Here is a 24,016-nt window from a genome sequence, read left to right on the forward strand (position 1 = left end):
GCCGGGCCCGGTACGGGCGGCCGGGCCGGCACCGGCGCGCGGGGTTACTCCGGCGTGGTCCCACCACCCTGCCGTCCAGTCGGTGGAACGCCTCTTACGCCATCTCTGTACTGATGAGTAACATGCGCGCACCAACCGGCACCCACCCGCCCGCCTGCCCCCACCGGCGGCTAGGAGCACGTCGATGACGTACCACCACCGCACCTTTCCTGAGCCACCCCCCTCCCACCCGCCGCAGCGACAGGACCACCGCGAGCCGCACCGCCGTCAGGGCGACCTCGACGCGCTCCGCACCGGCTACCGCAGACTGCGCCGCATCTCGACACTCACCGCGCTCGGGTACTTCACCCTCTTCCTCCTCCTCGCGGCCTTCACGCCCGGGCTGATGACCAGCGAGGTCACCGGCGGGCTCAACACCGGCCTGATGCTCGGGCTCTGTCAGTTGCCGGTGGCGCTCGCGGCGATCGCCCTGTACGAGCGCATCGCCCGCCGCCGGATCGACCCGCTCGCGACGGCCATCCGGGAGCGCGCCGAACAGGCGTCCACCGGAGGTGCCCGGTCATGACCGAGTTCAGTTCCGACGCCCAGACCATGTCGCTGGTCGCGTTCATCGCGGTCATCACCGTCACCCTGCTGGTGTGCGTGATGACCGGGCCGGACCACGGCGACCTGGGCGAGTTCTACACCGGCTACCGCTCGTTGTCGCCCGTACAGAGCGGCCTCGCCATCGCCGGTGACTACATCTCGGCCGGCACCGTGCTCGGCACCATCGGCATCATCGCGCTTCTCGGCTTCGACGGGGTCACGCTCACCCTGAGCACGGTGCTCTCGCTGGTCCTGATGATGTTCCTGCTCGCCGAACCGCTGCGCAACACCGGCCGGTTCACGACCGGCGACGTCCTCACCCGCCGCGCCCCCGGCCCGGCCGTACGGATCACCTCGGCCGTGGTCACCCTCGCCGCGCTGCTGCCCCTGGTGATCTTCCAGCTCGCGGGCGCGGGCGATCTGCTCGCCGTCGTCCTCGGCTTCCACGCCGACGGGTTCAAGACCGGGGCGATCGTGTTCCTCGGACTGCTGATGATCGCGTACGCCGCCATCGGCGGGATGAAGGGCACCGCGTTCATCCAGATCGTCAAGACCGTCGTCCTCCTCGGGGCGGCCACCGCCATCGCGGCGTACGTCCTCGACCGGTTCGACTTCAGCCTGCCGCTGCTGCTGAACGCCGCCAAGGACGGGAGCGGGGCGGGAGACGCGTACCTCGCCTCCGGGCTCCAGTTCGCGGGCGACGACATCGACATGATCGGGACACAGTTGACGGTCGTGCTGGGCGCGGCGGTCCTGCCGCACATCACGATGCGCATGTTCAGCTCGCGCAGTGCGACGGCCGTGCGGCGCTCGATGTCCTGGGCCGTCTCGACCGTCGTCGTCACCTGTCTGCTGCTCGCGGTCATCGGCTTCGGCGCGGCCGCGATCGTCGGGCACAAGGGGCTCGTCGCCGGCGACCCACAGGGCCAGACGGCGTTCCTGATGGTCAGCCAGGCCGTCATGGGCACCGACCCGACCACGTTCGAGACCCTGCTGTTCACGGCGGTGGCCACCGCGGTCTTCCTCACCCTGCTGGCCTCGGTCGCCGGGATCACCCTCGCGTGCGCCAACACCCTGGCGCACGACCTCATCGCGCACGGGCTGCGCAGGACCGCCCTGAAGGCCTCCACGGAGATGGCCATGGCACGGGCCGCCGCGGTCGGCGTCGGGCTCGTCGCGATCGCCATCGCGGCCGGTGTCCGGCACCTCAACCTTCAGGCGCTGCTGACCCTGTCCTTCTGCGTCGGCGCCTCCGCGATCGCCCCGGCGCTCGTGTACAGCCTCTTCTGGCGCCGCTACACCCGCACGGCACTGCTCGCCACGCTCATCGTGGGCACCGCCGCCGCCCTCGTCCTGACCGCCGGGACCAATCTGGTGTCCGGATCGCCGCAGTCCATATTCCCCGACGAGGACTTCAACTGGTTCCCGTTCACGACCAGCGGCATCGTCTCCGTCCCGCTCGGCTTCCTGGCCGGCTGGCTCGCCACGGTCCTCGGCGACCAGGACACGGCGGGCCGGCGCCGCCGCTACGAAGAGGTGGAGCCGGTGATCCTGGCCGGCACTCCCACGACGTGAGCAGAGGCGCCCGGCCTGCCGGCAGGCCGGGCGCCCGTTGTGCCCGGCCGGGCGTCAGGCGCGGCAGCGCAGCATCTCCAGAGGGCGGTTGGCGTGGAAGTCCGCCCAGAAGTCCGCACCGAACTCCCGCACGCCGGCGTCGGACACCTCCATGGGGACCCAGGTCAGCTCGCTGAATCCGGCCGCCTCCAGGCTCTTCTCGTAGACCTCGCGGCGCGGGCGGTTGGCGATGAACGAGACCGGCGGGTCGAGCAGCGCCGTGGTCCGGACCTGCGGCCCGGTCTCGGCCTCCTCGCCGGTCAGCTCGGTGCGGAAGCCGTACTTCTCCGGCGTCGGCCCGTCGAACCGGTAGTCGGGCGACTGGCAGAGCACGAACAGCTCGCCACCGGGCTTCAGGCTTCGGTGCACGTTGCGGCACATCCGCTCCGTGGCGGCGATGTCCTCCGCGTAGTTCAGCAACTGGACCGCCAGGCCGATGTCGAAACGCCGCTCAAGGGGCCGCAGTTCGGTCACGTCCCCCACCTCGTAACGCACACCCAGCGGGTCGCTGTTCTCCAACTGCTGTGCCACGGAGACCATTTCACCGGATATGTCGACCCCGAGTACGTCTCCGGCGCCGCGCCGCCTGAACTCCCTGCTGTAGAAGCCGGTGCCGCACGCCAGGTCGAGGACCGACTTGCCACGCACGTCCCCGACCATGCCCAGGAAGCTGGGCACCACCACGTACTGCTCCAGGGGCAGGGCCTTGAACCCCTCGTACGCCTCACCGATCTCGTCGTACTGCTGCACGCTCATCGTGCTGTCCTCCCCGTGCTGGGTCATTGCCTGGGCAGTCTCTCCACACCCCGGCCGACCTTCGTACTGGCAGAAGCCACAAAGATCCGGACATCGCCCCGGTCTCCTGTACGGAGGGCTAGTCGCTGATCTCGATCTGTCCGTCGGGCGACGCCGTGGCACCGGCACCGGCGGTGCGCGTGGTGATGCCCTTCAGCAGCTCCCCGAGGTCGACCCCCGTGGTGGCACCGATCAGTTCCAGGCCCTGGGCGACGTTGTCGGTGACCGTGCGGGCCAACTTGCCCGCGCCGTCCGTGGAGATGACCGTCATCCTGTCGATCGCTCCCAGCGGTTCGGCGGCCTTGGCGACCACCTGCGGAAGGACCTCGACGAGCATCTGGAGGACCGCCGCGTCCCCGTACTGGGCGAAGGCGCCGGCCTTCTTCCGCATGGCCTCCGCCTCGGCCGCGCCCCTGGCGCCGGTCGCGGCGGCCTCGGCCTCGCCCTCGATGCGTACGGCGTCGGCGAGGGCGGCGCGGTGGGCCTTCTCGCCCTCACCGGTCAGCCGGGCCCGCTGGGCGTCCGCCTCGGCCTCCTTGACCAGGGCGATACGGCGGGCCTCGGCCTCCTGCTCGGCGCGGTAGCGGGCGGCGTCGGCGGGCTTGCGGACCTTGGTGTCCAGTTCGCGGTCGGTCAGCGCGGCCTGCCGTTCGGCGACCTTCTCCTGCCGGCCGAGGATCTCCTGCTGCCGGTCGGCCGCGGCGAGCGGTCCCGCGGCCGCGGCCGTCGCGGCGGCCACGTCCGTCTCGGCCTTGATCTCGGCCTGCTTGAGCGCGAACGTCCGCTGGGCGACCGCGATCTCCTCCTCTGCCTTCAGCCGGGCCTGTTCCGATGCCCGCCGGGCGACCGCCTCGGCGATGTCGGCCTCCTGCCGCGCACGGGCGGCCTCCGGCCGGCCCAGGTCCTCCAGGTAGGAGCCCTCGGTGGTGATGTCCTGGATCTGGAACGCGTCCAGCACCAGGCCCTGCCCCGACAGGCTCGCCTCCGCCTCCTCGGCGACCTGACCGGCGAACGCGGCCCGGTCGCGGATGATGTCCTCGACCGACATCCGGCCCACGATGGACCGCAGGGCACCCGACAGGACCTCCTGGGTGAAGCCGACGATGCCGTCCTGCTGCATCAGGAACCGCTGGGCGGCGGCCCGGATGGAATCCTCGCTGCCACCGACCTTGACGATGGCCACGCCTTCGAGGTTGGCCTTCACCCCGCGCAGGGTGACCGCACCCCGCACGGCGACCGGGATGTGCCGCGAGGACAGGTCGAGGGTGAACTTCTGCTGGACGAACGGCACCACGAAGACGCCACCGCCGACGACGACCTTCTGGCCGCTGTTGTCGGTGACGACGCGGCCCGTCTCCGGATCGGTCGACCTCTTCCCACGGCGGCCCGTGACGATGAACGCCTCACTGGGGCCCGCGACTTTGTACCGTGTGACGACGACGAGGCCCAGCAGGACCAGGAGTACGACGACTCCCACCACCGCGGTGACGACTGGACTCATGATGTGTTTCCCCTCTACGGGTCAGCGCTCCACGGGGCGGACGAGAACGGAACTGGCCGACAAGGCTGCCTCGACCCAGACCTCGCAGCCACGCCCGACGGGCGCGGCCGCCTTCGCGGCGAACTTCACCGGCTGACCGGCCACCCGCAGCAGCACCTCGCCGTAGCCGTCCGCCGGGATGGCGGTGACCACCGCCCCCTCGGTCCCGATGAGGTCGTCACCGCGCGGCGCGGCGCCGCCGCGGTCGCGCATGAGGGCACGGCTCGACTTCCAGGTCAGCCACCCGGCGCCGGCACCGGTCACCACGCCGGCGGCTGCGGCCGGGGCCGCGCCCAGGCCGGTGGTGCCCAGCACGATCGCGCCGGTGAAGCCGAGCATCGACACGAACCCGGCGATCACCGGCAGCGACAGCCAACCGTCCGCCAGGCCGCCGAGGGCCCCGTCGAGGAACCCTTCCAGCGCCCCGTCAAGGACCAGCGAGAGAGCCAGCAGTGCAAGCCCCGCAATGCCGAGACCCAGAAACAAGCCCACGCCCCGCACCTCCCCACCCCGGACGAACGCCGAGGCAAGGGGATGGTCGCACGTGAGTACGACGTCTCTCACTGCCGTTTCCCGGCAATCTTTACGCGCCTTTGATGCCGGGCTCCCGCAGACGCGCGAGCCGCCGGCCCCGTGCTTCACGGGGCCGGCGGCTCGGCGGGGACACCGGGTTCAGCGCAGGTCGAACCGGTCCAGGTTCATCACCTTGTCCCACGCCGCCACGAAGTCACGCACGAACTTCTCACCCGCGTCATCGGACGCGTACACCTCCGAGACGGCCCGGAGCTGGGAGTTCGAACCGAAGACGAGGTCGACGGCGGTGGCGGTCCACTTGACCTCACCCGTGGTGCGGTCGCGGCCTTCGTAGACGTTCTCCGTGGAGGTGGACACCTTCCACTCCGTGCCCATGTCGAGCAGGTTGACGAAGAAGTCGTTGGTCAGAGCCTCCGGCCGGTCGGTGAAGACACCGTGCCGGGACCCCTTGAAGCCGGTGTTCAGGGCGCGCATGCCGCCGATGAGCACCGTCATCTCGGGGGCGGTCAGGGTCAGCAGGTTGGCGCGGTCCAGGAGGAGGGTCTCCGGCGACAGCTTCTCGCCCGCATGGAGGTAGTTGCGGAAGCCGTCCGCCTTGGGTTCGAGCACGCCGAACGACTCCACGTCGGTCTGCTCCTGGGAGGCGTCCGTGCGCCCCGGTGCGAACGGGACCGTGATGTCGTACCCCGCGTTCTTCGCGGCCCGCTCGACGGCCGCGCACCCGCCCAGGACGATCAGGTCGGCGAGCGACACCTTCTTCCCGCCGGACTGCGAGCCGTTGAAGTCCTGCTGGAGCCGCTCCAGCGTCCGTACCGTCCCGGTCACCTCGGGCAGGTCGTTGACCTCCCAGTCCTTCTGCGGCGCGAGGCGGATCCGGGCCCCGTTGGCCCCGCCGCGCTTGTCGGTGCCGCGGAAGCTCGCCGCCGCCGCCCAGGCGGTGGTGACCAACTGGGGGATCGACAGTCCCGAGGCGAGGATCCGGGCCTTGAGATCGGCGATGTCCTCGTCACCGACCAGTTCGTGATCGACCTCGGGGACCGGGTCCTGCCAGAGCTGGGGCTCGGGAATCCACGGGCCGAGGTAACGCGAGACGGGTCCCATGTCACGGTGCAGCAGCTTGTACCAGGCCTTGGCGAACGCCACCGCCAGCTCGTCCGGGTTCTCGTGGAACCTCTTCGCGATCGGCCCGTAGACCGGGTCCACCTTCAGCGCGAGGTCCGTCGTCAGCATCATGGGCGCGTGCCGCTTCGACGGATCGTGGGCATCGGGCACGGTGTCCTTGGCCGAGGGGTCCGTGGGGGTCCACTGCTTGGCGCCGGCGGGGCTCGTCGTCAGCTCCCAGTCGTACCGGAACAGGTTGTCCAGGTACCCGTTGTCCCACTTCGTCGGCTGGGTCGTCCACGCGCCCTCCAGCCCGCTGGTGAGCGCGTCACCGCCCTTGCCGCTGCCGTACGTGTTCCGCCAGCCCAGGCCCTGCTGCTCGACGGGCGCGGCCTCGGGTTCCGGGCCGATGTACGACGGATCGACCGCGCCATGGCACTTGCCGAACGTGTGGCCGCCGACGATGAGCGCGACCGTCTCCTCGTCGTTCATCGCCATGCGCCCGAACGTCTCGCGGATGTCCCGGGCGGCGGCCACCGGATCCGGATTGCCGTTGGGGCCCTCCGGATTGACGTAGATCAGCCCCATCTGCACGGCGCCGAAAGGACCGGTGAGTTCCCTGTCGCCGCTGTAACGCTCGTCCCCGAGCCAGGTGTCCTCGGGCCCCCAGAAGATCTCCTCGGGCTCCCAGATGTCCTCGCGCCCGAAGCCGAATCCGAACGTCTTGAAACCCATCGATTCCATGGCACAGTTGCCGGCGAAGACCAGAAGATCGGCCCAGGAGATCTTCCGGCCGTACTTCTGCTTGACCGGCCAGAGCAGACGGCGCGCCTTGTCGAGGCTCGCGTTGTCCGGCCAACTGTTGAGCGGGGCGAAGCGCTGCGCGCCGCTGCCGCCGCCGCCCCGGCCGTCGGCGACGCGGTACGTCCCCGCGGCATGCCAGCTCATCCGGATGAAGAGCGGCCCGTAGTGGCCGTAGTCGGCGGGCCACCAGTCCTGGGACGCCGTCATCACCTCGAAGACGTCCCGCTTCAGCGCGTCGACGTCGAGGGTCGCGAACTCCTTCGCGTAGTCGAAGTCCTCGCCCATCGGATTGGACTGGGGCGAGTGCTGATGGAGAACCTGGAGGTCCAACTGATTCGGCCACCAGTCCCGGTTCGTCTTGGGGCGGGTCGGGGTGGGGGTCGGGGAGGGGATTGAAGGGTTCTCGCTCTCGCTGCGGGACACGTCCGTCCTTCTTTCTGCTCGGTGCTTCCTTCTGCTGGCTGCTGATCTCGACGTTGTGTGCCTTTGCCTGGTGCCGAGCACCGCGACCCGCGCCCGTGGCGCGCCATGGGCGCCCGCCGACCGGAAACGCCTGCCGGGCCGTCACGTCGGCGTCCGTATGGTCGCGCACCGCGGACCACACTGCTACGAGAACACGCAGGGCCCCCCGCGTAACAAGAACTCGAATGTGAAGATTTTCTGGGATGTGTACCCGCCCACGTGAGAAGCGGGAGCGGGCTCAGAGCCCGGTGACTCTGCCCTTCGCCGACAGCTCGTAGACCAGGGTGACCGTGCGGCGGCCACCGGGCGGGAGGGCGACGTCCCAGCGGACGACGCCGTCGGCGTCGACCGCGTCGGGCACCGGGGAACAGGCTTCCTCGCGGAGGCGTACCTCCACCGCCGAGACCTCGGAGACCGGGATCCGCTCCCGGAGGACGACGACCCGTTCGCCCTGCTCCCCGGGGGCGGAGAACCGGGACACGTGCAGCCGGACCGTGCGGGTGACCACGGTCCGCTGGGTGATCCCCGCCGAGTCGCGGGACTCCTCGGAGGACCGGACCACCCGGTGGTCGTCGCGACTGCCGAAGGCCAGCTCGACGGGGGCGCCGGGAGCGGTGAACTCCAGCGTGCCGCGGCCGCTGAACCCGCTGCCCCGGACCAGGTCCACGGGCCCGGCGAGCAGCGCGTGGCCGGACCGGTTGTCGAACCGCACCACCTGGGTGACCAGCGGGGACAGCTCGGGTGAGCAGGCGTACTCGCTGCTCGCGGCCGTGCTGAAGGCGGAGAGCGGCACGCGGTGGGCGCGGCCGTCCGACGGCACGGAGACCGGGGCGGGGGAGTTCAGCACGCGCGCCTCACCGCCGTCGTCCACCCCCGGCAGGCCGAGCACCGGGGCGGGGCCCAGGTCCCCGGTCTCCTCCTCGCGCAGCTCGACGTCGACCGTGCGGCGCTCCGCCGCGGAGCGGTCCTTGAGCGTCAGCCGGTCCTCGTCCAGCCGCGGCGGTTCGGTGGCCAGTGCCGACCGGGCGGTCGACAGCGTCAGGCGTACGTCCGACCAGTCCTCGCCGGTGCGCTGCCAGACCATCGCGTCGGTCTCCAGCGTCAGGGAGTCCCCGTCGAGCACGGCCCGGTAGGCGGGCCGCCACAGCGCGCACGGGGTGAGGTGGCTCAGGCGCAGCCGGACCGGCCCGGCGACCGCCGCCCGGACGGTCAGCTCGACCTGGCCGGTCAGCTCGGCGGGCTGCTCCTCGGCGAGGTCCATGGCCCGCTGGACGTCCCCCAGCTCGACGGCGAGGGCCGCCAGCCGGGCTTCCACGGTGCGGAGTTCCTCGCCGTACGTGTCGCGCTCGTCGTCCACCCGGTCCAGTTCCCGGGTCCAGCGGGGCGCTTCGGTCTCCCCGGAACCGGCGCCCTCGCCGATCTCCCGCAGCAGGTCGGCGGCGAGGCGGCCGAGCAGGTCAAGACGGGCGCGCAGCCGGTCGCGCCGCTGCTCCAGCGTGAGCCGCTCCTCTTCGAGGGCGTGCACACGGACGCGCAGGTCGGAGTCGTCGCCGGCGGACGGCAGCGGCCCGCGCGGCGTCCAGCTCCGGACGATCCGCACATCGAGCACGGTCGCGGGGTGATCGGCGGTCAGCTCGGCGTGGAGGGTACGGTCGACCGCCAGCGCGCTGACCGGCCCGAGACGCAGCCGCTGGACCCCGGCGTCCAGGTCGAGCACGGCGGTGCGCTCGACGTGGGCGCGGTCCTCCAGGCAGGTGACGGCGGTGACGGGGAGGGGGATCGGCTCCGGGGCCGTGGACGGGACCGGGGCCGTGGACGGGACCGTGGACATGGGCGTGTGTCAGCTCCTGCGGTTGCCGCCGACCAGGGCCTTGCCGGCCGGGATACGGATCTCATAGCCGCCGTCGAGGGCGGCGGTGCCGCCGGCGGGCAGGCCGACCCGCCAGACGCGGGTGCCCGGGGCATGGTGCTCGGGCCCGGCGCCCTCCTCGGGCGCCGTCCAGTCGGCGCGTTCCTCGATCCGGACGTCCGGTTCCGAGGTGACCGGCACCCGCTCGCGGACCTCCACGGTGACGGGCCTCCCGAGCCGGTTGGCCAGCTCCACGTGGACGCGGTGGCCGAGCACGGTGGTGTTGCCGCGCAGGCCCGAGGCCGACTCGTGGAGGTTCGTACGCCGGGTGACCCGGATGCCCTCGGCGGGCCCGAGCCCCACGCGGCGGACACCGCCGGGGGCGAGCGTCGGCAGCGCGGCGGTCAGCAGGAAGTCGTCGTCGACGGTGACCTCCACCGGGCCGGCCAGCAGAGCCTGGTCGGTGGCGTTGGAGAGCACCAGCGTCGCGTACACGGTCTGCTCCACGGACGGCACGCACACGTACTCGGTGCGCAGGCCGACCGGGAGCTCGGCGACCGTGACGGTGTGCCAGGTGCCGTCCGACGGAATGTCGGCGAGGGCGCCGGCGTCGAAGCGGTGGTCGAAGGAGCCCGCCGACTCGCGGGGCCGCACGGCGTGCCCGGGCAGCGGCAGCGCGGCCACCGCTTCGGCGCGCCTCCGGTACTCGGCCGCCACCGCGTCGAAGGGCGAGTCGGGAAACAGCCGCCCCCGGCGGTCGCCCGGCTCATCGGGGCCGCACAGGACGAGCGCGGCGTAGTCGAGCTCGGCACCGCTCGGCCGGGGCGGGCCGGCCACCGGTGCCGGAGGCGGTGGGGGTGCGGCCGCCCCGGGAGCCGCGGGTGCGCCGGGTGCGGCAGGCGCCGGAGGCACGGCAGGCGCCATGGCGGCGGGCGGCCCCGCGAAGGACCTGCCGCCGGTACGCGGCCCGCCGCCCGGGCGCGCCCTGGTCGGCTGCGCGGGGGCGGGCGGCCCGCCGTAGGCCTCGGGGGCCGCGCCACCCCAGCCACCCGCACCGCCGGGCGCCGGGTGCGCGCCGGGCGGCCCGCCGTACGCCTGCGGTGGGGGTGGCGGTGGCGGAACGGAGCCGCCCGCGACGGCCATGGGGAGGGCCTCCGTCGCGGGGCGGGGGCCCGCCGCGTCGTAGCCGGTGAACAGGTCGGCGAGGCCCGCCGGGGGCTCGCGCCAGCCGGAGGGCGCGGGGGCGGGCTGACGGCGCCCGATCCGCAGCGAGCGGAGCCGGGGCAGGTCGGTGCGGCGCCGCAGGTCGGCGGTGGCCAGGCCGATGCGCACGCCGGTCCAGTCCTCGCCGGTGCGCTGGGCGACCGAGGCACGCATCACCAGACGGCCGCTGCCGTCCCCCTGACGGTGGCTGAGACGGTAGGCAGGCACCCAGACGGCGCCCGGCACCCCGTACTCCAGTTCCACCTCGACCTCCGCGTCCCCGGCGCCGTCGAGGGTCAGCACCGCGCACACCGTGGTCTCCACGTGCGCTGACGGTGCGTCGGTGGAGGCGCGCTCCAGCCTGTCCGTGGCGACGGCCAGCTCGTGCTCCGCGCGGCTCAGCTCCTGCTCCAGCTCGACGAGGCGGGCGTGCAGCCGCGTCAGCCGCTCGTCGACGAAGCCGGCCAGTTCGAGCCACGCGTCGACCGGGGTGCGGCGGTGCGGGTCCTCGCGCTTGCGGCCCGGCGGCACCGGATGCAGGGCCCTGATCTCCTCGATGCGGCTCAGCTCCCGGTCCCGGCGGCCGCGCGCCGCCGCGTACGCGTCGCCCAGCCGCTCGACCTCGCGGCGCAACTCGTCGGCCGTACCGGTGCCCAGCGGCTCGGCCTCGACGTCCACCCGGGCCTCGGCCACGCGCACCCCGGCGCCGCCGAGGACCCGGGCCCGCAGTGAGCCCGGGTCCAGCGAGCGGGGCAGTCCCGTCACCCGCACCCGGCCGTCCGGCGGCACGCTGCCCCGGGCCAGGCGGCGGCAGACCGCGCCCTGCGCGTACACCACGACCGAATCGAGGGTCGATCCCCACCTCTGCGCTGCCCCAGCCGTCATGTGCTCCGCCCCCCGACGTCTCCGTGTCGAGCGAAGCCTACGCGGGGGCGGCGGGAGAGGTCTCCCACCGCCCCGTACGGTGCCGCCGGTCAGACGCCCGGACGTGGTCCGCCGACGCCCACCGGTACGCCCTGGCCGATCGTGACCTTCACCGATGTCGTCCTGGGGGCCGCCCGGTGGGACTCGTGCAGGAGACCGAGCGGGTTCGTCGTCATCTCCAGCGTGTACTCCCGCGGCGGGAGTTCCATCAGCGCGCTGACGTCGAAGGACTGCCCGTCCAGCGCCTTGTCGTAGACGTCCGCCCAGCCGACGGAGATGCCCATCGTCAGGGTCGTCGCGTTGGCGTTGTGCGAACACGAGTTGTAGACCGGGTTGACGGGGGCGCCGGGGAGCGTGGAGTCCACGACCTCCAGGTCGACCAGGCAGAACGCGACCTTCGGCGACTCGCGCACCACCTGGCCGCCGGCGTCGATGAGCCGGTAGCGGGAGATGCCCTCCATGTGGAAGTGCTTGTGCTCGTCGTGGTACGTCATCAGGCCGACGGGCACCTCGTAGGACGACCCGTCGGAGCGGGTGATCCGCTGGTACGCGGGCAACACGTTGTTGCCGGGCGTGGCGGCCGCGGCCTCCTCCTTGGTGCGCCGCCCGGTGACGTGCAGGGCCCCCGAGCCCAGGTTCGCGGGCGCGCCGGTGAAGCGGAGCCAGGTGATACCGGTTTCGGGCTCCCGGACCAGGTCGTTGTCCGCGAGCTCCCGCTGGAGCGGTTCGAGGGCGGGCAGCCGGTCCGTGGGGGTGTCGGTGGCCGAGGCCGGGCCGGAGCCGGTGGCCAGCAGCGTGCCGAGCGCCATCACGGCCACGGCCATCCAGGTGCGGGCGGTGGGCCGGCGTCGTCGTGTGCGTCTCATGACTGTCCTTCCGGTTGTTGTGGATACCTCGGTGGTCAAGATCCGGGCGCGCGGTTTACGGCCGGGAGGTCGTCCCCGCTCGGCGCCCCGTCCCCGGTCGCCCCGGCGATCGGGTCGCCGAAATCCCCGTCCCGCTCCGCCAGTTCGCGTTCGCTGGCGGCGACCGCGGGTTCCTCCGCCGACAGGTCCATGCCGCGGGTCAGGGCGTGGTAGAGCGCTCCGGAGACGGTGAGGCCGACCATGAAGGCCACGTCGACCCCGCCGAGCGCCTCCGCGACGGGCCCGGTGAAGGGGCCCACCACCATGAACGGCACCATCAGGAGCAGGCCCACGCCGTAGGCCAGCAGGCCGCGCCACGCCCAGGCGCCGTAGATGCCGTCGGGGCGGAAGAGGTGGGTGATGGCGTAGTGGCCGCGCCGGACGAAGAAGTAGTCGACCAGGTTCACCGCGGTCCACGGGATCAGCAGGTACAGCATGAGCAGCAGGGCGTTGCCCAGCGCGGTGGAGAAGTCGGCCGACACGCCGAGTCCCACGGCGCACCAGACGACGGCGAGCCCGCTGATGGTCAGCACCCGGGCCCGCCGGCCGGGGCGGATCGGGCGCACCGAGTCGATCCCGGTGAGGACCGTGAGCATGCCGCTGTAGGCGTTGAGTCCCATGGTGGCCACGAGCGCGAGCACCGACAGCAGGGTCAGGACGGCGCCCAGGCCGTCCACCACCTGGTCGCCGGCGGCGCGGGTGCCGGCCAGCGGGTCGTTCACGCCCAGGGCGGTGGCCATCCAGGCGCCGATCGGGATGAGCCACATCGGTGACCCCGCCGCGCCGCCGAAGACGGAGGCGACGATCCGGGACGTCGGGGTGGAGCGGGGCAGGTAGCGCGAGTAGTCGGAGACGTACGGGGCGTACGAGATGTTGTATCCGGCGGCGGCGGTGAACTGCACCATGAAGGCGACCAGCGTGAACCCGCCCGCGTCCGTCACCGCGTCGGCCTGGCCGGTCACCCGGCCGGTGAGGATGCCGGTCGACAGCACCAGCCAGCAGGGCGCCGAGCACCAGAACAGCACCTGGAACGCCCGGTGCAGCCAGTCGTGCCCGTAGACCGCCAGGACCACCGCGACGACGGTGATGCCGATCCCGACCGCCGTCACGTCCCAGCCGAACACCGCCTCCAGGCCGTGGCCGATGATGATGGTGTCGACGACGTTGAAGCCGACGAAGGTGAACAGTGTCGCCGCCAGGGGCACGATCACGCCCCGGTACCCGAACTGGCCGCGTGACTGGATCATCTGCGGCAGCCCGAGCCGCGGGCCCTGGCTGGCGTGGAACGCCATGAAGAACGTGCCCACCAGCAGCCCGAGCGCGCCGGCCAGCACCGTCCATCCGATGGACAGACCGAGCCCGGGGCCGATGAACCCGAGCGACAGGGTGAAGGGCTGGAAGTTGCCCTGGAACCAGAAGGGCCCCTGCTTCCACAGCCTGCCGTGCCGCCCGGCGAAGGGGACGTGCTGGATGGAGAGGCTTTCGATGACCTCCACGCGGCTGGGATCGGGGTTTGAGCGATGGTCAGGCCGGACCGCCATGGACCCTCCCGTTCTCGTTCGCTCCGGGACGGAACAGCCCGGAACCGGAGGCCCGAGTGTGCGGTCACCACGAACGGGACGGCAATTGTGCGGCACTCAAACGCGACCTCTTCCTTTGTGGCGCGCCACGATGCAGCATGTGCGCGATGACAGCACCGACAGCCGCTCTCCGGGTCGGCGACCTCGTGCGTTCCCCCGCTCTCCAACTGCGCGTGCTGGCGGGCGAGGAGGGGCTGCACCGACACGTCTCATGGGCACATGTGAGCGAGCTGGAGGACCCCACCCCGTGGCTGCTCGGCGCGGAGCTGATCATGACGACGGGGATCGCGGTTCCCCGCACCGCCGTCCGGCAGCGCGCCTACGTCGAGCGGCTGGCCGACGCGGGCGTCGCCGCGCTCGCCCTCTCCGCGCACCTGCACGTCCCCCCGCTGCGCCAGGAGTTCCTGGCGACGGCCGACGAAAGGTCCCTTCCGGTACTGGAGTTGCCGTTGCAGGTGCCCTTCATCGCCGTGGCGCAGGAGGTGGCCGCCGCGCTCCAGGCCGGTGCACGGCGGCGGCTCGGCACCGAGCTCCAGGTCTTCGGCGCCCTGCGCTGGCTGGCCGCCGGGGACCTCACCGCGGCGGAGCTCTTCCGCAAGCTGGAGAAGCTGTCCGGCTACGCCCTCTACCTGTGCACGCCCGCCGGAGGCCCGCTGCTGCCCGGCGTCCCCGTACCCCCCGGCCGGCACGCGGCGCTGCTGCCCGGCTCCGCCGACCCCGCCCCGACCGTCCCCGGCGGGTACGTCCTGCCCGTGCCCGCCCCCGGCAGACCGGCCGGCTACCTGCTGGCGCTGGAACGGCAGGCCGACCGGCGAGGGGAGGGCGGGCCGCGAGGGGAGGCAGGCGCGCGAGGCGAGGGCGAGCCGCGGGGCGAGGGCGCGGAACCGGCCGGGCTGGGCGTCGTCCAGCACATAGCGACCGTCGCGGCCCTCCAGGTCTCCATGGTGCGTCACGAGCGTGAGACGCTCCGCCGCCAGGGGGCGGAGACGCTCGCGGAACTCCTCCAGGACGTCCTGGACCCGGACACCGCCCGCCGCCACCTCAGCCGCCTGGGGCTGGCCGCCGGCGCGCCCGTCCTCCTCGCCGTCCTCGACGGTGGGGACGACGGGCCGCTGGACGACGCCGCGGTGGTGCAGGCCCTGGACGACTCGGCCGTGCCCCACCTGGTGCTGCGCCGGCACGAAGGGCTGTACGTGCTCCTGACCGACTCCCCGGACGCGCGCTCCGCGCTCACGGCCCTGCCGCGCACCAGAGCCGGCGTCTCACGCCCCTTCGCCCCCGGCGGCAGCCTGGGCCTCGCGCGGCGCGAAGCCGTGCTGGCACTCCGGCGGGCGGGCGCCTCCGGCGCGTCCCTGGTGGTGTTCGGGGACGACATGACGGAACGCTGGCTGCACGACGACCCGTCCGTCCTGCACGGGCTGGTGGACCAGGTGCTCGGCGCGGCGTTGCGCTACGACGCCGAGCACGGCAGCGCGCTGGTGCTCTCGGCGCTGACCTGGCTGGAGCGGGACCGGTCCACCGAGGAGGCGGCGCGGGCGCTGCACATCCACCCCAACACCCTGCTCTACCGGCTGCGCCGCTTCTCCGGGCTCAGCGGGAAGGACCTGTCGTCGACGGCGGACCTCACGGAGGTGTGGCTCGCGCTGCGGGCCGCGCACCTGTGCGGACGGTTCCCTTGATGCCAGTGATGCCGGTGATGCCGGTGATGCCGGGTGCGGGACGTCAGCTCGTGGACTGTTCGATCCCCTGGGCGAGGTACAGCGGTTCGCCCAGCTTCTCGATCAGATCGAGCTGGGTGTCCAGGTAGTCGATGTGGTGCTCCTCGTCGGCGAGGATCGACTCGAAGAGGTTCGCGGAGGTGATGTCGCCCTTGGCGCGCATGACGTCGATGCCGCGCCGGAGGCGGTCGATCGCTTCGACCTCGATCTCCCGGTCGGCCTCGAACATCTCCTTGGCCGTCTGTCCGACGCGGACGTGGAACAGCCGCTGGTAGTTGGGCAGGCCGTCCAGGAAGAGGATGCGGTCGGTGAGGACCTCCGCGTGGTTCATCTCCTCGAACGACTCGTGGCGGGTGCGCTCGGCGAGATGCGTCCAGCCGAGGCTCTGTTGCATCTTCGCGTGCAGGAAGTACTGGTTGATCGCCGTCAATTCGGCGGTGAGCTGCTCGTTGAGGAATTCGACGACCTCGGAATCGCCCTTCATGGCGGGGCTCCTTCCGCACGTGGGCGGGCGGACTCCTCCATCGTGGCACCGTGGAACTGATCGGTTCCAGGAAGTTAGGCCTTGCTTGGTCGGCTCGGAATTGTTGCTTTTTCTACGGATGTATTTCCACGGATGTGTTTCTGCGGACCAGCTCGCGGATACGGTCGCCCGCCTGGGCGGCCTCGTACGCGGGGGCCGGGAAAAGGATGCGGACGTCGCGGTGGTTCGTGGCGTATTCGCAGCGCAGCGTGATGCCGTAGCGGTCCAGGGCGAGGGGCTGTACGCGGACGACACCGTGCGGCAGGCGCGGTCCGGCGAGCCGGGTCAGTCGGGTGACCACGTCCTGGTGGGCGTCGGCCAGGTGCGTCAGCATGGCCGCCTCGTCGACGGCCAGGGGGTCCGCCTCCGCCCGGGCGAGTTCGTCGAGGCCGACGTCCACCGTGTGCGTCGCCGTGTCCGTCACCGTCGTGAGGGTGGCCCGTGCGGTGTCGAGGCGGAGGCGGTTGTCGTCCGGCGGCCCGGCCGGGGTGAGCCATCCGGAGAGGGCCACCTTGGCCCGCACCCGGTCGCGTACGGAGATGGGGGCGATGTCGGTGAACTCCATGAGCGCGGCCAGGGCGCCGCGCGGCGCGCACGCGGCGTGTGCCGCGAGGGGGCTCTCGGCCGGCGGATGGAGCGTCACCCGGCCCTTCCTGTCGACGGCGTGGGCACCGATCAGGTCGTACTGCCGGCCCTCCGTGGTGAGCGTCAGGGACACCGCCCGGGCCAGCACCGAACGGACGTGCTCGGCGCTGCTCGGTACCGGTCCCGGTGCCGGGACGTGGGGAGCGCTCATGGGGAACCTCCAATTAGGTAAGCCTTGCCTAACCTAGTGGAGTCAGTTGTCCCCGTCCAGCCGCCGCACGCGCTCCGCGTCGCACGTCCGGGGGCAGGTCAGGCATGCCTGAGCCGGCTCCAGCTTGTAGTAGAGGCAGCAGCCGAGCCGGGTGCGGGTGGGGTACCGCTGCCCCTTCCGGCCGCTCAGGACGCGGAAGTCGGCGCCGCCCGGGAACGGCGGGAGGCCGGTCGGGAGCAGCTCGGTCGCGGCCCGCACGGCCCACTCCTCCTCGCCGAGCATCCGCCCCAGGTACCAGATGCCGGAGACGAGGTCGTCGGCGACCATGCCCCACAGGGCGCGCGGCCCGCGCCGGACGTACGGGCCGGCGGCGGCCAGCAGGGGGCGTACGTGGTCGGCGACGGCGGACCGCAACTCCGCGCGCAGCGCCTCCTCGTGGCCGAGCACCCGTGCCTCCGGCAGGAGTGCCGCCGGGTCGTCCGGCAGGCAGGCGAAGCCGGACGTGGGGGTCACCTCGAAGGCGCCGGTCGCCGGGTCGAGCCGTACCTCGCGCGGGTGGACGCGCGGGACGCGCCGCTCCAGGTACCAGGCGCCGCTCATCAGCAGGCTGACCGACCAGAGGTAGTCGTGCAGTGCCCGGGAGGCGGCGACGTCCCGGCGGGGGGAGTGCCCGTGGCGGTCCCGGATGCGTGCGTCCTCGGCGTCGACGAAGGCGTCCAGCGCCGCCGGGCTCTCCGCCAGCTCCGCTCCGTCGACTTGCCCTCCGGGGGCCGGGCCCGGGGGTGCGACCCGTACATCGAGCGCCTCACAACAGGCCGCCAGGCGCAGGTAGGTGCTGGTGAGGGCGGCGGCCGTGCTCAGGGGCCGGCCGGGCGCGGCAGTCCCCGGTGCCATGGTCATCGGCGCTCCAGTGTGAAGGGAGGTAGGTAAGCCTAACCTTAACCAGAAGCCGACTGTCGATTGATCACCGGGCCATGTCCCGTGCGGTGGGCGGAAGTTGAACCCTTAGGGTTGCCTAACCTAGGCTGTCGCCGCCGATGTGGCGGAAACCGTCGGCCTCCCCACCTCTTCGACTCGGAAGGGGCCGCCGCCATGCGGTTGTACCTGCTCGCCCTCAACCCCACCGACTCGGTCACCGAAGGCTTCCTGCCGGCAGCGGCCCGGCTCGGCCTCGACGTCACCGTGCTCACCGACCAGCCCGAAGCCCACCGCCGCCGCCATCCCGGCATCGACATACGGGAGTGCGACGTACGCGACTTCCGCGCCGTCATCACCCGCATCGCGACCCACCACACGCCGGACGCGGTCTTCACCAACAGCGACCACCTCCAGACCCAGGCCGCCCTGGCCGCCGAGTACTTCGGGCTGCCGGGAAAGAGCTGGCGGGCCGCGCTGCGTACCAAGGACAAGGCCCACATGCGCCGCCATCTCGCCGCGACCGGCGCCGACACCGTGTGGGCCGCGGAACTTCCCGCGGAACTTCCCGCCGGACTCCCCGCCGGACTCCCCGCCGGACAGGACCTCGCGGCCCTGCTGTCCCGCCTCGACGTGCCCTTCCCGTGCGTGGTCAAACCCCGCGAGGGGGTGGCCAGTGAGGACGTGGTGCTGGTCGACAAGGCCGAGGACCTGCTGCCGCGCTGCCGGGAGATCCGGGCACGGCGGCCGCACGCGGCGCTGGTCGTCGAGGAGTACCTCGCCGGCGAGCTGTACACCCTGGAGACGCTCGGCGACGGCCGTGTCCGCCACGTGCTGGGCGGCTTCCACACCGAACTGTCCCCGCCGCCGTACTTCATCGAGGAACGCCTGACCTTCGTCCCGGCCCACTCCGAGCCGGTCGTCGCGCAGGTCCTCGCCCAGCTCGACGCCCTGGACGTCGGCTTCGGCGCCTGCCACACCGAGTTCGTGGTCCACGAGGGCCGCGCCCGCGTCATCGAGGTCAACTACCGTGCCATCGGCGACCAGTGCGACCTGCTCCTCGCCGAGCTTCTCGGCATCCCGCTCTTCGAGCACATCCTGCGTACGCACCTGGGGCAGCCGCTCCCGGCGGACCTCGGCGCCCGCACCGACGGCGCGGCCCGGCTCGAATACCCCTGCGCCCACAGCGCCGGCACGCTGACGGCCGCCCCCGCCGCGGCGGACGTGACCGTGGACGGCGTGGCCCTCACGTACCGGCCCCTGCGTGAGATCGGCGAGCGGCACGAGCTGTACCACACCAACCGCGACTTCCTCGGCGTGCTGCGGGCCACCGGCACCGACCAGAAGACCGTCGACCGCGTGGCCGCCGACTTCCTCGCCGCGCAGCGATGGGAGATCACCCCGTGAGCACCGCGACATCGTCCGCCGCGACCTCGTCCGACACCGCCGAGCGGGACCTGCTGCTCCGCGTGCTCGGCGCGCTGCTGCGGGAGGACGTCGTCGGCCTGCGCAGCCGCTCCACGCTCGTGGACAAGGAGGACGGCCGGTGGCTGCGGCTGCCCGCACCAGGTGAGGAGCGACTGCTGCTGCCGGTGGAGGAGGACGGGTTCCAGAGCGTGTACGCCGCCCGGCTGCCGCTGCTGGTACGGGAGCCGGACGGCGCCGAACTGACCGGCCACGACCAGGTGCTCGACGCCCTGCGGGCGCTCGCCCACCCGGACGACCGCGGCGGCTTCGACGCCTTCGCCGAGGAGTGCCGGCAGACCCTCGCGACCATGCGGCTGCACGCCCGTACCCACGAGGACGTCACCTGTGCCCTGACCGCCCGCCACGGCGCCGACCCCGCCCACTGGACCGGCCTCGCCGGCGGCCTGGCCCACGACACGCTCGCCGCCCGCCACGACCACTCCGTCTACCCGACCGCGCGGGGGCGCTCCGGGCTGGACGAGGACCAACTGCGCGCGTACGCACCGGAGTTCCACGCGCGCTTCGCGCTGCGCTGGCTCGCCGTGCCGCGCGAGGCCCTCACCGTGCGCGGCCCGCTCCCGGACCGCTGGCCCACGCCCGCGACGCTCGGCCTGCCGCGGCTCGTCCGCAGCCACCTCGCCCTGCCCGTCCACCCCCTCACGCTCGGCGCCCCGCTGCGCGAGGCCCTGCGCGCCACCGGCCTGGAGCGGGACGCGGTCCTCGCCGAGCGCCCGTACCTCGACGCCGTACCGACCCTCTCCATGCGCACGGTGGCACTCACCGCCGACCCCGCCCTCCACCTCAAACTGCCCCTCGCCACCGCCACCCTGGGCCTGCGCAACCGCCGGACCATCAAGCCCGGCACCCTCGTCGACGGCGCCGCCTGCCAGCGCCTGCTGGAGGCCGTGATCGCGCGCGAACCCCGCTTCCGCGACACCGTGCTGCACGCCGACGAGACGGTCCACGCCCACGCCGGGCACGAACTCCTCGCCGTGCTGTGCCGCCGCTTTCCGGCCGGGCTCGACGACACCGTCGTCGTCCCCATGGCGGGCCTGCTGAGCCGGGCGCCCGGAGGCCGCCTGCTGATCGACCACCTCGCCGACCGCTTCTACGGCGGCGACCCGGTCGCGCTGCTCGACGCCTGCCTCACCCTGCTCCTCGACTGGCAGACGACGCTCTTCGGCCACGGCATCGCGCTGGAGTCGCACCAGCAGAACACCTCGCTGGTACTGGACCGCCACGCGGGACGCACCCGGCTGCGCCTGCTGCTGAAGGACAACGACGGCCCGCGCGTCAACACCGCCCGCATGCGCGAGACCCTGGGCCCGGACGCCCCCGGCCCGGCCGCCTTCGACGACGCCCGTATCTTCGGCGACGACGACCGGGCCGTCACCGACCTGTTCACCACGATCACCGTCCACCTGTGCGCCGGTGCCTACGCCTTCGGGCTCGCCCGCCACGGCCGCGCCCCGCTCGGCACGCTGCTCGGGCTCGTACGCGACCGGCTGGCCGAGGCCGTGGAGCGGCTCGGCACCGCGCCGGGGGAGCCGGGCGCGGTGCTCCGCGCGCACGTGCTGGACGCGCCCGAACTGCCCGTCAAGGCCATGGTCACGGCCGGGACCCTGCTCACCAAGGAACGCTCGGGCGCGGCGGACATCAACAAGCACTACACCACCGGCCCCAACTACCTCCGCCCTCCTCGCTCTCTCCGCACTGGAGCCGCTTGATGCCTCCGCTGAACGACCCGCTCGGCACCGCCACCCTCCCCACCGCCGACGAGGCGGTGGCCCACACACTGCTCAACTGCCTTCTGCGCGAGGTGTCCGGCCCCGAGCGCCAGGCCGTCGTCGCCGGCGGCCACCTGCTGGTGCGCCTGCCCCGCCGGGGCGTGCTGCTGCGCGTCGCCCTGCGCCGTACGTCCCTGATCGGCGCACACCGGTTCACCGGGCCCGTGCGGGAACAGCGCGAAGGCGGCTGGGCGGAGGTCGGCTGGCGGCGCCTGGCCGCTTACGTACGGGACGAGCTGTCGCTGCGCACGGGGGTCCGCAACGAGGAGTTCCTGGATCAGATCGGCTCCAGTCACCGGGCCGTCTCCGCCGCCCTCGCGGCACGGTCGGGGCAGGGCCCCGCCCACGGTGGTGACGGGTGCGCCACCTACATCGCCTCCGAGCAGTCCCTGCTGTTCGGCCACCGCTTCCACCCCGCCCCCAAGGCCCGCTCCGGCGACACCGCCTCCTGGCGGTCGTACGCACCCGAGGCCGGGGCCTCCTTCCCGCTGCGCCACCTCGCCGTCCGCGAGCACCTGGTCGCCGAGGAGACCGCCGAGGGCGGCGCCACCGCCCCGCTCGACCGGCTGCGCCCCGACGTCCCCGCCGGCTACCGGCTGCTGCCCGCGCACCCGTGGCAGTACGAGATGCTGCGCGACCACCCCGCACTGCGCGCGGCCCTCCACCGGGGCGACGTCCTCGACCTGGGGCGCGGCGGGCGGCCGTTCGCCGCCACCGCCTCCGTGCGCACGCTCTACGACGGCGAGACGTTCCTGAAGTTCAGCCTCAACGTCCGCATCACCAACTGCCTGCGCAAGAACGCCCGTTACGAACTGTCGGGCGCGGTCGCCCTCACCAGGCTGCTGGAGCCGGTCCTCACCGACCTCGCCACCCGCTTCCCCGGCAGCGCCGTGCTGCGCGAACCGGCCTACCGCGCCCTCGCCCTGCCCGGCCCCGACGGCACCCCGGACCGCGCCCTGCTCGAAGGCTTCGGCGTGATCGTGCGGGAAGGGCTGGCCGCCCGGCTCATGCCCGGCACCACCCCGCTGCTCGCGGGCGCCGTCGCCGACGAGTACGCGACCGGCCCCGCCCACGTCTCCCGCCTCCTGGCCGGGGCGGGCCCGGAGACCGCCCTCGACTGGTGGGCGGCGTACCTCAGACTGCTCGTCCCGCCCGTCCTGGCCGCCTACTTCGACCACGGCCTGGTCCTGGAGCCGCACCTCCAGAACGTCCTCGTCTGCGTGGACGACGACGGCATGCCCGCCCAGGTCCTCTTCCGGGACCTGGAGGGCACCAAGCTCGTCCCGGAGCACCACGCGCGGGCCCTCGCCGCCCTGCCCGCCGAGGTCGCCGGTGCCCTGACGTACGACGCCGGGCGCGGCTGGGACCGCGTCGTGTACTGCCTGCTCGTCAACCACGTCGCCGAGATGCTCGCCGCCCTCGCCGACCTGCACCCGCACACCGAGCACGCCCTGTGGGACCGGGTCCGTGCCACCCTCCGGGCGTGCGCCGACCGGCACGACCGCCCGCCACGGCTCGCCGCCCTGCTCGCCGGCGCGCCGCTGCCCGCCAAGGCCAACCTGCTCACCCGCTGGGAGCGCAAGGCCGACCGCGAGGCCGGTTACGTACGCCTGCCCTCACCGCTCGCGGAGGACGTGCCGTCCACCGCCGACCCCGTCCGGAGCGCCGCCCGATGACCACTCCCACCGCCGCCGTACGCGACCGCGTCCTCGCCCTGTCCTCCGCCGAGCTGCCCGCCTACGTCTACGACCTGGCCGCCCTGCGCGAGCACGCGGCGGCCGTGCGGGCGGCCCTGCCCGGGGGCGTCGAGCTCCACTACGCGGCCAAGGCCAACCCGGAGCCGGAGATCCTGGCCGCGCTCGGCCCGTACGTGGACGGCTACGAGGTCTCCTCGGGCGGTGAGCTCGCGCACGTGGGCAAGGCGGTGCCGGCCCACCCGCTGGCCTTCGGCGGCCCGGGGAAGACCCCGGCCGAGATCGCGGCCGCGCTGGAGCGGGGCGTCGCCCGCTTCCACGTCGAGAGCACGCACGAGCTCCACATGCTGGCCGAGCTGGCGGCGCGCGCCGGACGGGCCGCGCCGGACGCCCGCGTGGCCGTCCTGCTCCGCTTCAACCTGCCCCTGTCGGAAGGCTCGCTGGCGGGCAGTTCGCTGGCGATGGGCGGCCGCCCGACGCCGTTCGGCCTCGACCCGTCCCACGCCGACGCGGCCGTCCGCCTGCTCACCGACGGCACCCACCCCCACCTCGAACTGCGCGGCGTCCACGCCCACCTGGCCAGCGGCCTCGGCGCGCCCGAACAGCTCGCGGTGGCCGAGTCCGTCGTGACCTGGGCCGCCGGCCTGGCCGCACGCCACCGCGTCCGCCTCGCGGAGGTCAACGTCGGCGGCGGCATGACGGTCGACTACGCGGACCCGCACCGCCGGTTCGACTGGACCGCGTACGGCGCGGGCCTCGCCCGCCTCGCCGCCGCGCACCCCGGCCTGACCCTCCGTATCGAGCCGGGCCGCGCCCTGACCGCGTACTGCGGCTGGTACGCCACCGAGGTCCTGGACGTGAAGCACAGCCACGGCGAGGAGTTCGCCGTGGTCCGCGGCGGCACCCACCACCTGCGCACCCCCGCGACCAAGGGGCACGACCAGCCCTGCTCGGTCCTGCCCGTGGACGCCTGGCCCCACCCCTGGCCGCGTCCCTCCGCCCGGCACGACCGGGTCACCCTCACCGGCCAGCTCTGCACCCCCAAGGACGTTCTCGCCCGGAATGTCCCGGCGCCCGGGCTGCGGGCCGGCGACCGGGTGGCGTTCGGCCTCGCGGGAGCCTACGCGTGGAACATCTCGCACCACGACTTCCTCATGCATCCCCGGCCGGGCTTCCACTTCCTGGGCCGCTGATGCCAAAGTTCTCCGGCCGCTGACGCG

At 73.1% G+C, this 24,016-nt stretch carries 18 protein-coding genes; 7 read left to right on the top strand and 11 right to left on the bottom strand.

All coding sequences use genetic code 11. The features are described from left to right. Positions 1-184: 184 nt before the first annotated feature. Complete coding sequence (locus tag AB0J57_RS06075; RefSeq protein WP_366126775.1) at positions 185-565, top strand: DUF485 domain-containing protein; 381 nt, start codon at positions 185-187, stop codon at positions 563-565. Further along, positions 562-2,160, top strand: a complete 1,599-nt coding sequence (locus AB0J57_RS06080) for a cation acetate symporter (RefSeq protein ID WP_366126776.1) — start codon at positions 562-564, stop codon at positions 2,158-2,160. Before AB0J57_RS06075 ends, AB0J57_RS06080 begins: the two co-directional genes overlap by 4 nt. 54 nt (positions 2,161-2,214) lie before the next feature. Here AB0J57_RS06080 and AB0J57_RS06085 read toward each other — a convergent pair whose 3' ends face one another. The 8 genes from AB0J57_RS06085 to AB0J57_RS06120 form a co-directional block, all read right to left on the bottom strand. Then, positions 2,215-2,955: a class I SAM-dependent methyltransferase gene (locus AB0J57_RS06085; RefSeq protein WP_366127162.1), complete on the bottom strand. Its 741-nt coding sequence runs from the start codon at positions 2,953-2,955 to the stop codon at positions 2,215-2,217. 118 nt (positions 2,956-3,073) lie between these two features. Further along, positions 3,074-4,495 (bottom strand): SPFH domain-containing protein, encoded by a 1,422-nt coding sequence (locus AB0J57_RS06090; RefSeq protein ID WP_366126777.1) that lies wholly within the window; start codon positions 4,493-4,495, stop codon positions 3,074-3,076. Positions 4,496-4,516: 21 nt separating this feature from the next. After that, on the bottom strand, positions 4,517-5,026 hold the full coding sequence (locus AB0J57_RS06095) for a hypothetical protein (protein ID WP_366126778.1): 510 nt from the start codon (positions 5,024-5,026) through the stop codon (positions 4,517-4,519). Between the two features lie 180 nt (positions 5,027-5,206). Beyond that, complete coding sequence (gene katG / locus AB0J57_RS06100; RefSeq protein ID WP_366126779.1) at positions 5,207-7,396, bottom strand: catalase/peroxidase HPI; 2,190 nt, start codon at positions 7,394-7,396, stop codon at positions 5,207-5,209. A gap of 277 nt (positions 7,397-7,673) precedes the next feature. Beyond that, complete coding sequence (locus tag AB0J57_RS06105; protein WP_366126780.1) at positions 7,674-9,266, bottom strand: mucoidy inhibitor MuiA family protein; 1,593 nt, start codon at positions 9,264-9,266, stop codon at positions 7,674-7,676. Positions 9,267-9,275: 9 nt separating this feature from the next. Continuing rightward, a complete protein-coding gene (locus AB0J57_RS06110; protein WP_366126781.1) occupies positions 9,276-11,372 on the bottom strand; it encodes a DUF4139 domain-containing protein in 2,097 nt (698 codons plus the stop codon). Between the two features lie 89 nt (positions 11,373-11,461). Beyond that, complete coding sequence (locus AB0J57_RS06115) at positions 11,462-12,277, bottom strand: lysyl oxidase family protein (RefSeq protein WP_366126782.1); 816 nt, start codon at positions 12,275-12,277, stop codon at positions 11,462-11,464. A 35-nt stretch (positions 12,278-12,312) separates the two neighbouring features. Then, positions 12,313-13,812 (bottom strand): cytosine permease, encoded by a 1,500-nt coding sequence (locus AB0J57_RS06120; protein ID WP_366126783.1) that lies wholly within the window; start codon positions 13,810-13,812, stop codon positions 12,313-12,315. 191 nt (positions 13,813-14,003) lie between these two features. Between AB0J57_RS06120 and AB0J57_RS06125 the strand changes: the two genes are divergently transcribed. Then, entirely contained in the window at positions 14,004-15,575 is a 1,572-nt protein-coding gene (locus tag AB0J57_RS06125) for a PucR family transcriptional regulator (protein WP_366126784.1), read from the top strand. A 43-nt stretch (positions 15,576-15,618) separates the two neighbouring features. Here the strand turns inward: AB0J57_RS06125 and bfr are convergent, their stop codons facing one another. The 3 genes from bfr to AB0J57_RS06140 all read right to left on the bottom strand — a co-directional run bounded on the left by bfr (position 15,619) and on the right by AB0J57_RS06140 (position 17,833). After that, on the bottom strand, positions 15,619-16,098 hold the full coding sequence (gene bfr, locus AB0J57_RS06130; protein ID WP_366126785.1) for a bacterioferritin: 480 nt from the start codon (positions 16,096-16,098) through the stop codon (positions 15,619-15,621). A gap of 112 nt (positions 16,099-16,210) precedes the next feature. Further along, a complete protein-coding gene (locus AB0J57_RS06135) occupies positions 16,211-16,933 on the bottom strand; it encodes a DUF2470 domain-containing protein (protein WP_366126786.1) in 723 nt (240 codons plus the stop codon). A 42-nt stretch (positions 16,934-16,975) separates the two neighbouring features. Continuing rightward, on the bottom strand, positions 16,976-17,833 hold the full coding sequence (locus AB0J57_RS06140) for a (2Fe-2S)-binding protein (protein WP_366126787.1): 858 nt from the start codon (positions 17,831-17,833) through the stop codon (positions 16,976-16,978). A gap of 192 nt (positions 17,834-18,025) precedes the next feature. Between AB0J57_RS06140 and AB0J57_RS06145 the strand changes: the two genes are divergently transcribed. From AB0J57_RS06145 to AB0J57_RS06160, 4 genes are read left to right on the top strand one after another with little or no spacing between them, the layout of a single operon-like run. Continuing rightward, complete coding sequence (locus tag AB0J57_RS06145) at positions 18,026-19,255, top strand: ATP-grasp domain-containing protein (RefSeq protein ID WP_366126788.1); 1,230 nt, start codon at positions 18,026-18,028, stop codon at positions 19,253-19,255. Beyond that, positions 19,252-21,042 (top strand): IucA/IucC family protein, encoded by a 1,791-nt coding sequence (locus AB0J57_RS06150; RefSeq protein ID WP_366126789.1) that lies wholly within the window; start codon positions 19,252-19,254, stop codon positions 21,040-21,042. Before AB0J57_RS06145 ends, AB0J57_RS06150 begins: the two co-directional genes overlap by 4 nt. Continuing rightward, positions 21,042-22,778 carry an IucA/IucC family protein gene (locus tag AB0J57_RS06155; RefSeq protein WP_366126790.1) on the top strand — a complete coding sequence of 579 codons (1,737 nt, stop codon included), beginning with the start codon at positions 21,042-21,044 and terminating at the stop codon, positions 22,776-22,778. Before AB0J57_RS06150 ends, AB0J57_RS06155 begins: the two co-directional genes overlap by 1 nt. Further along, the gene (locus AB0J57_RS06160) at positions 22,775-23,989 is read left to right on the top strand and encodes a type III PLP-dependent enzyme (protein WP_366126791.1); all 1,215 of its coding nucleotides are present in this window, start codon (positions 22,775-22,777) and stop codon (positions 23,987-23,989) included. The genes AB0J57_RS06155 and AB0J57_RS06160 overlap by 4 nt, the downstream gene beginning before the upstream one ends. Positions 23,990-24,016: the final 27 nt, after the last annotated feature.

It is taken from the genome of Streptomyces sp. NPDC049837, from assembly GCF_040674455.1.
Taxonomy (GTDB): domain Bacteria; phylum Actinomycetota; class Actinomycetes; order Streptomycetales; family Streptomycetaceae; genus Streptomyces.

Coding starts and splice junctions, on each gene's coding strand:
- AB0J57_RS06085 (WP_366127162.1), bottom strand. CDS start 2,955: ATGAGCGTGCAGCAGTACGACGAGATCGGTGAGGCGTACGAGGGGTTC.
- AB0J57_RS06080 (WP_366126776.1), top strand. CDS start 562: ATGACCGAGTTCAGTTCCGACGCCCAGACCATGTCGCTGGTCGCGTTC.
- AB0J57_RS06110 (WP_366126781.1), bottom strand. CDS start 11,372: ATGACGGCTGGGGCAGCGCAGAGGTGGGGATCGACCCTCGATTCGGTC.
- AB0J57_RS06105 (WP_366126780.1), bottom strand. CDS start 9,266: ATGTCCACGGTCCCGTCCACGGCCCCGGTCCCGTCCACGGCCCCGGAG.
- AB0J57_RS06135 (WP_366126786.1), bottom strand. CDS start 16,933: ATGAGCGCTCCCCACGTCCCGGCACCGGGACCGGTACCGAGCAGCGCC.
- AB0J57_RS06090 (WP_366126777.1), bottom strand. CDS start 4,495: ATGAGTCCAGTCGTCACCGCGGTGGTGGGAGTCGTCGTACTCCTGGTC.
- AB0J57_RS06115 (WP_366126782.1), bottom strand. CDS start 12,277: ATGAGACGCACACGACGACGCCGGCCCACCGCCCGCACCTGGATGGCC.
- AB0J57_RS06140 (WP_366126787.1), bottom strand. CDS start 17,833: ATGACCATGGCACCGGGGACTGCCGCGCCCGGCCGGCCCCTGAGCACG.
- AB0J57_RS06155 (WP_366126790.1), top strand. CDS start 21,042: ATGCCTCCGCTGAACGACCCGCTCGGCACCGCCACCCTCCCCACCGCC.
- AB0J57_RS06160 (WP_366126791.1), top strand. CDS start 22,775: ATGACCACTCCCACCGCCGCCGTACGCGACCGCGTCCTCGCCCTGTCC.
- AB0J57_RS06075 (WP_366126775.1), top strand. CDS start 185: ATGACGTACCACCACCGCACCTTTCCTGAGCCACCCCCCTCCCACCCG.
- AB0J57_RS06125 (WP_366126784.1), top strand. CDS start 14,004: ATGACAGCACCGACAGCCGCTCTCCGGGTCGGCGACCTCGTGCGTTCC.
- AB0J57_RS06145 (WP_366126788.1), top strand. CDS start 18,026: ATGCGGTTGTACCTGCTCGCCCTCAACCCCACCGACTCGGTCACCGAA.
- bfr (WP_366126785.1), bottom strand. CDS start 16,098: ATGAAGGGCGATTCCGAGGTCGTCGAATTCCTCAACGAGCAGCTCACC.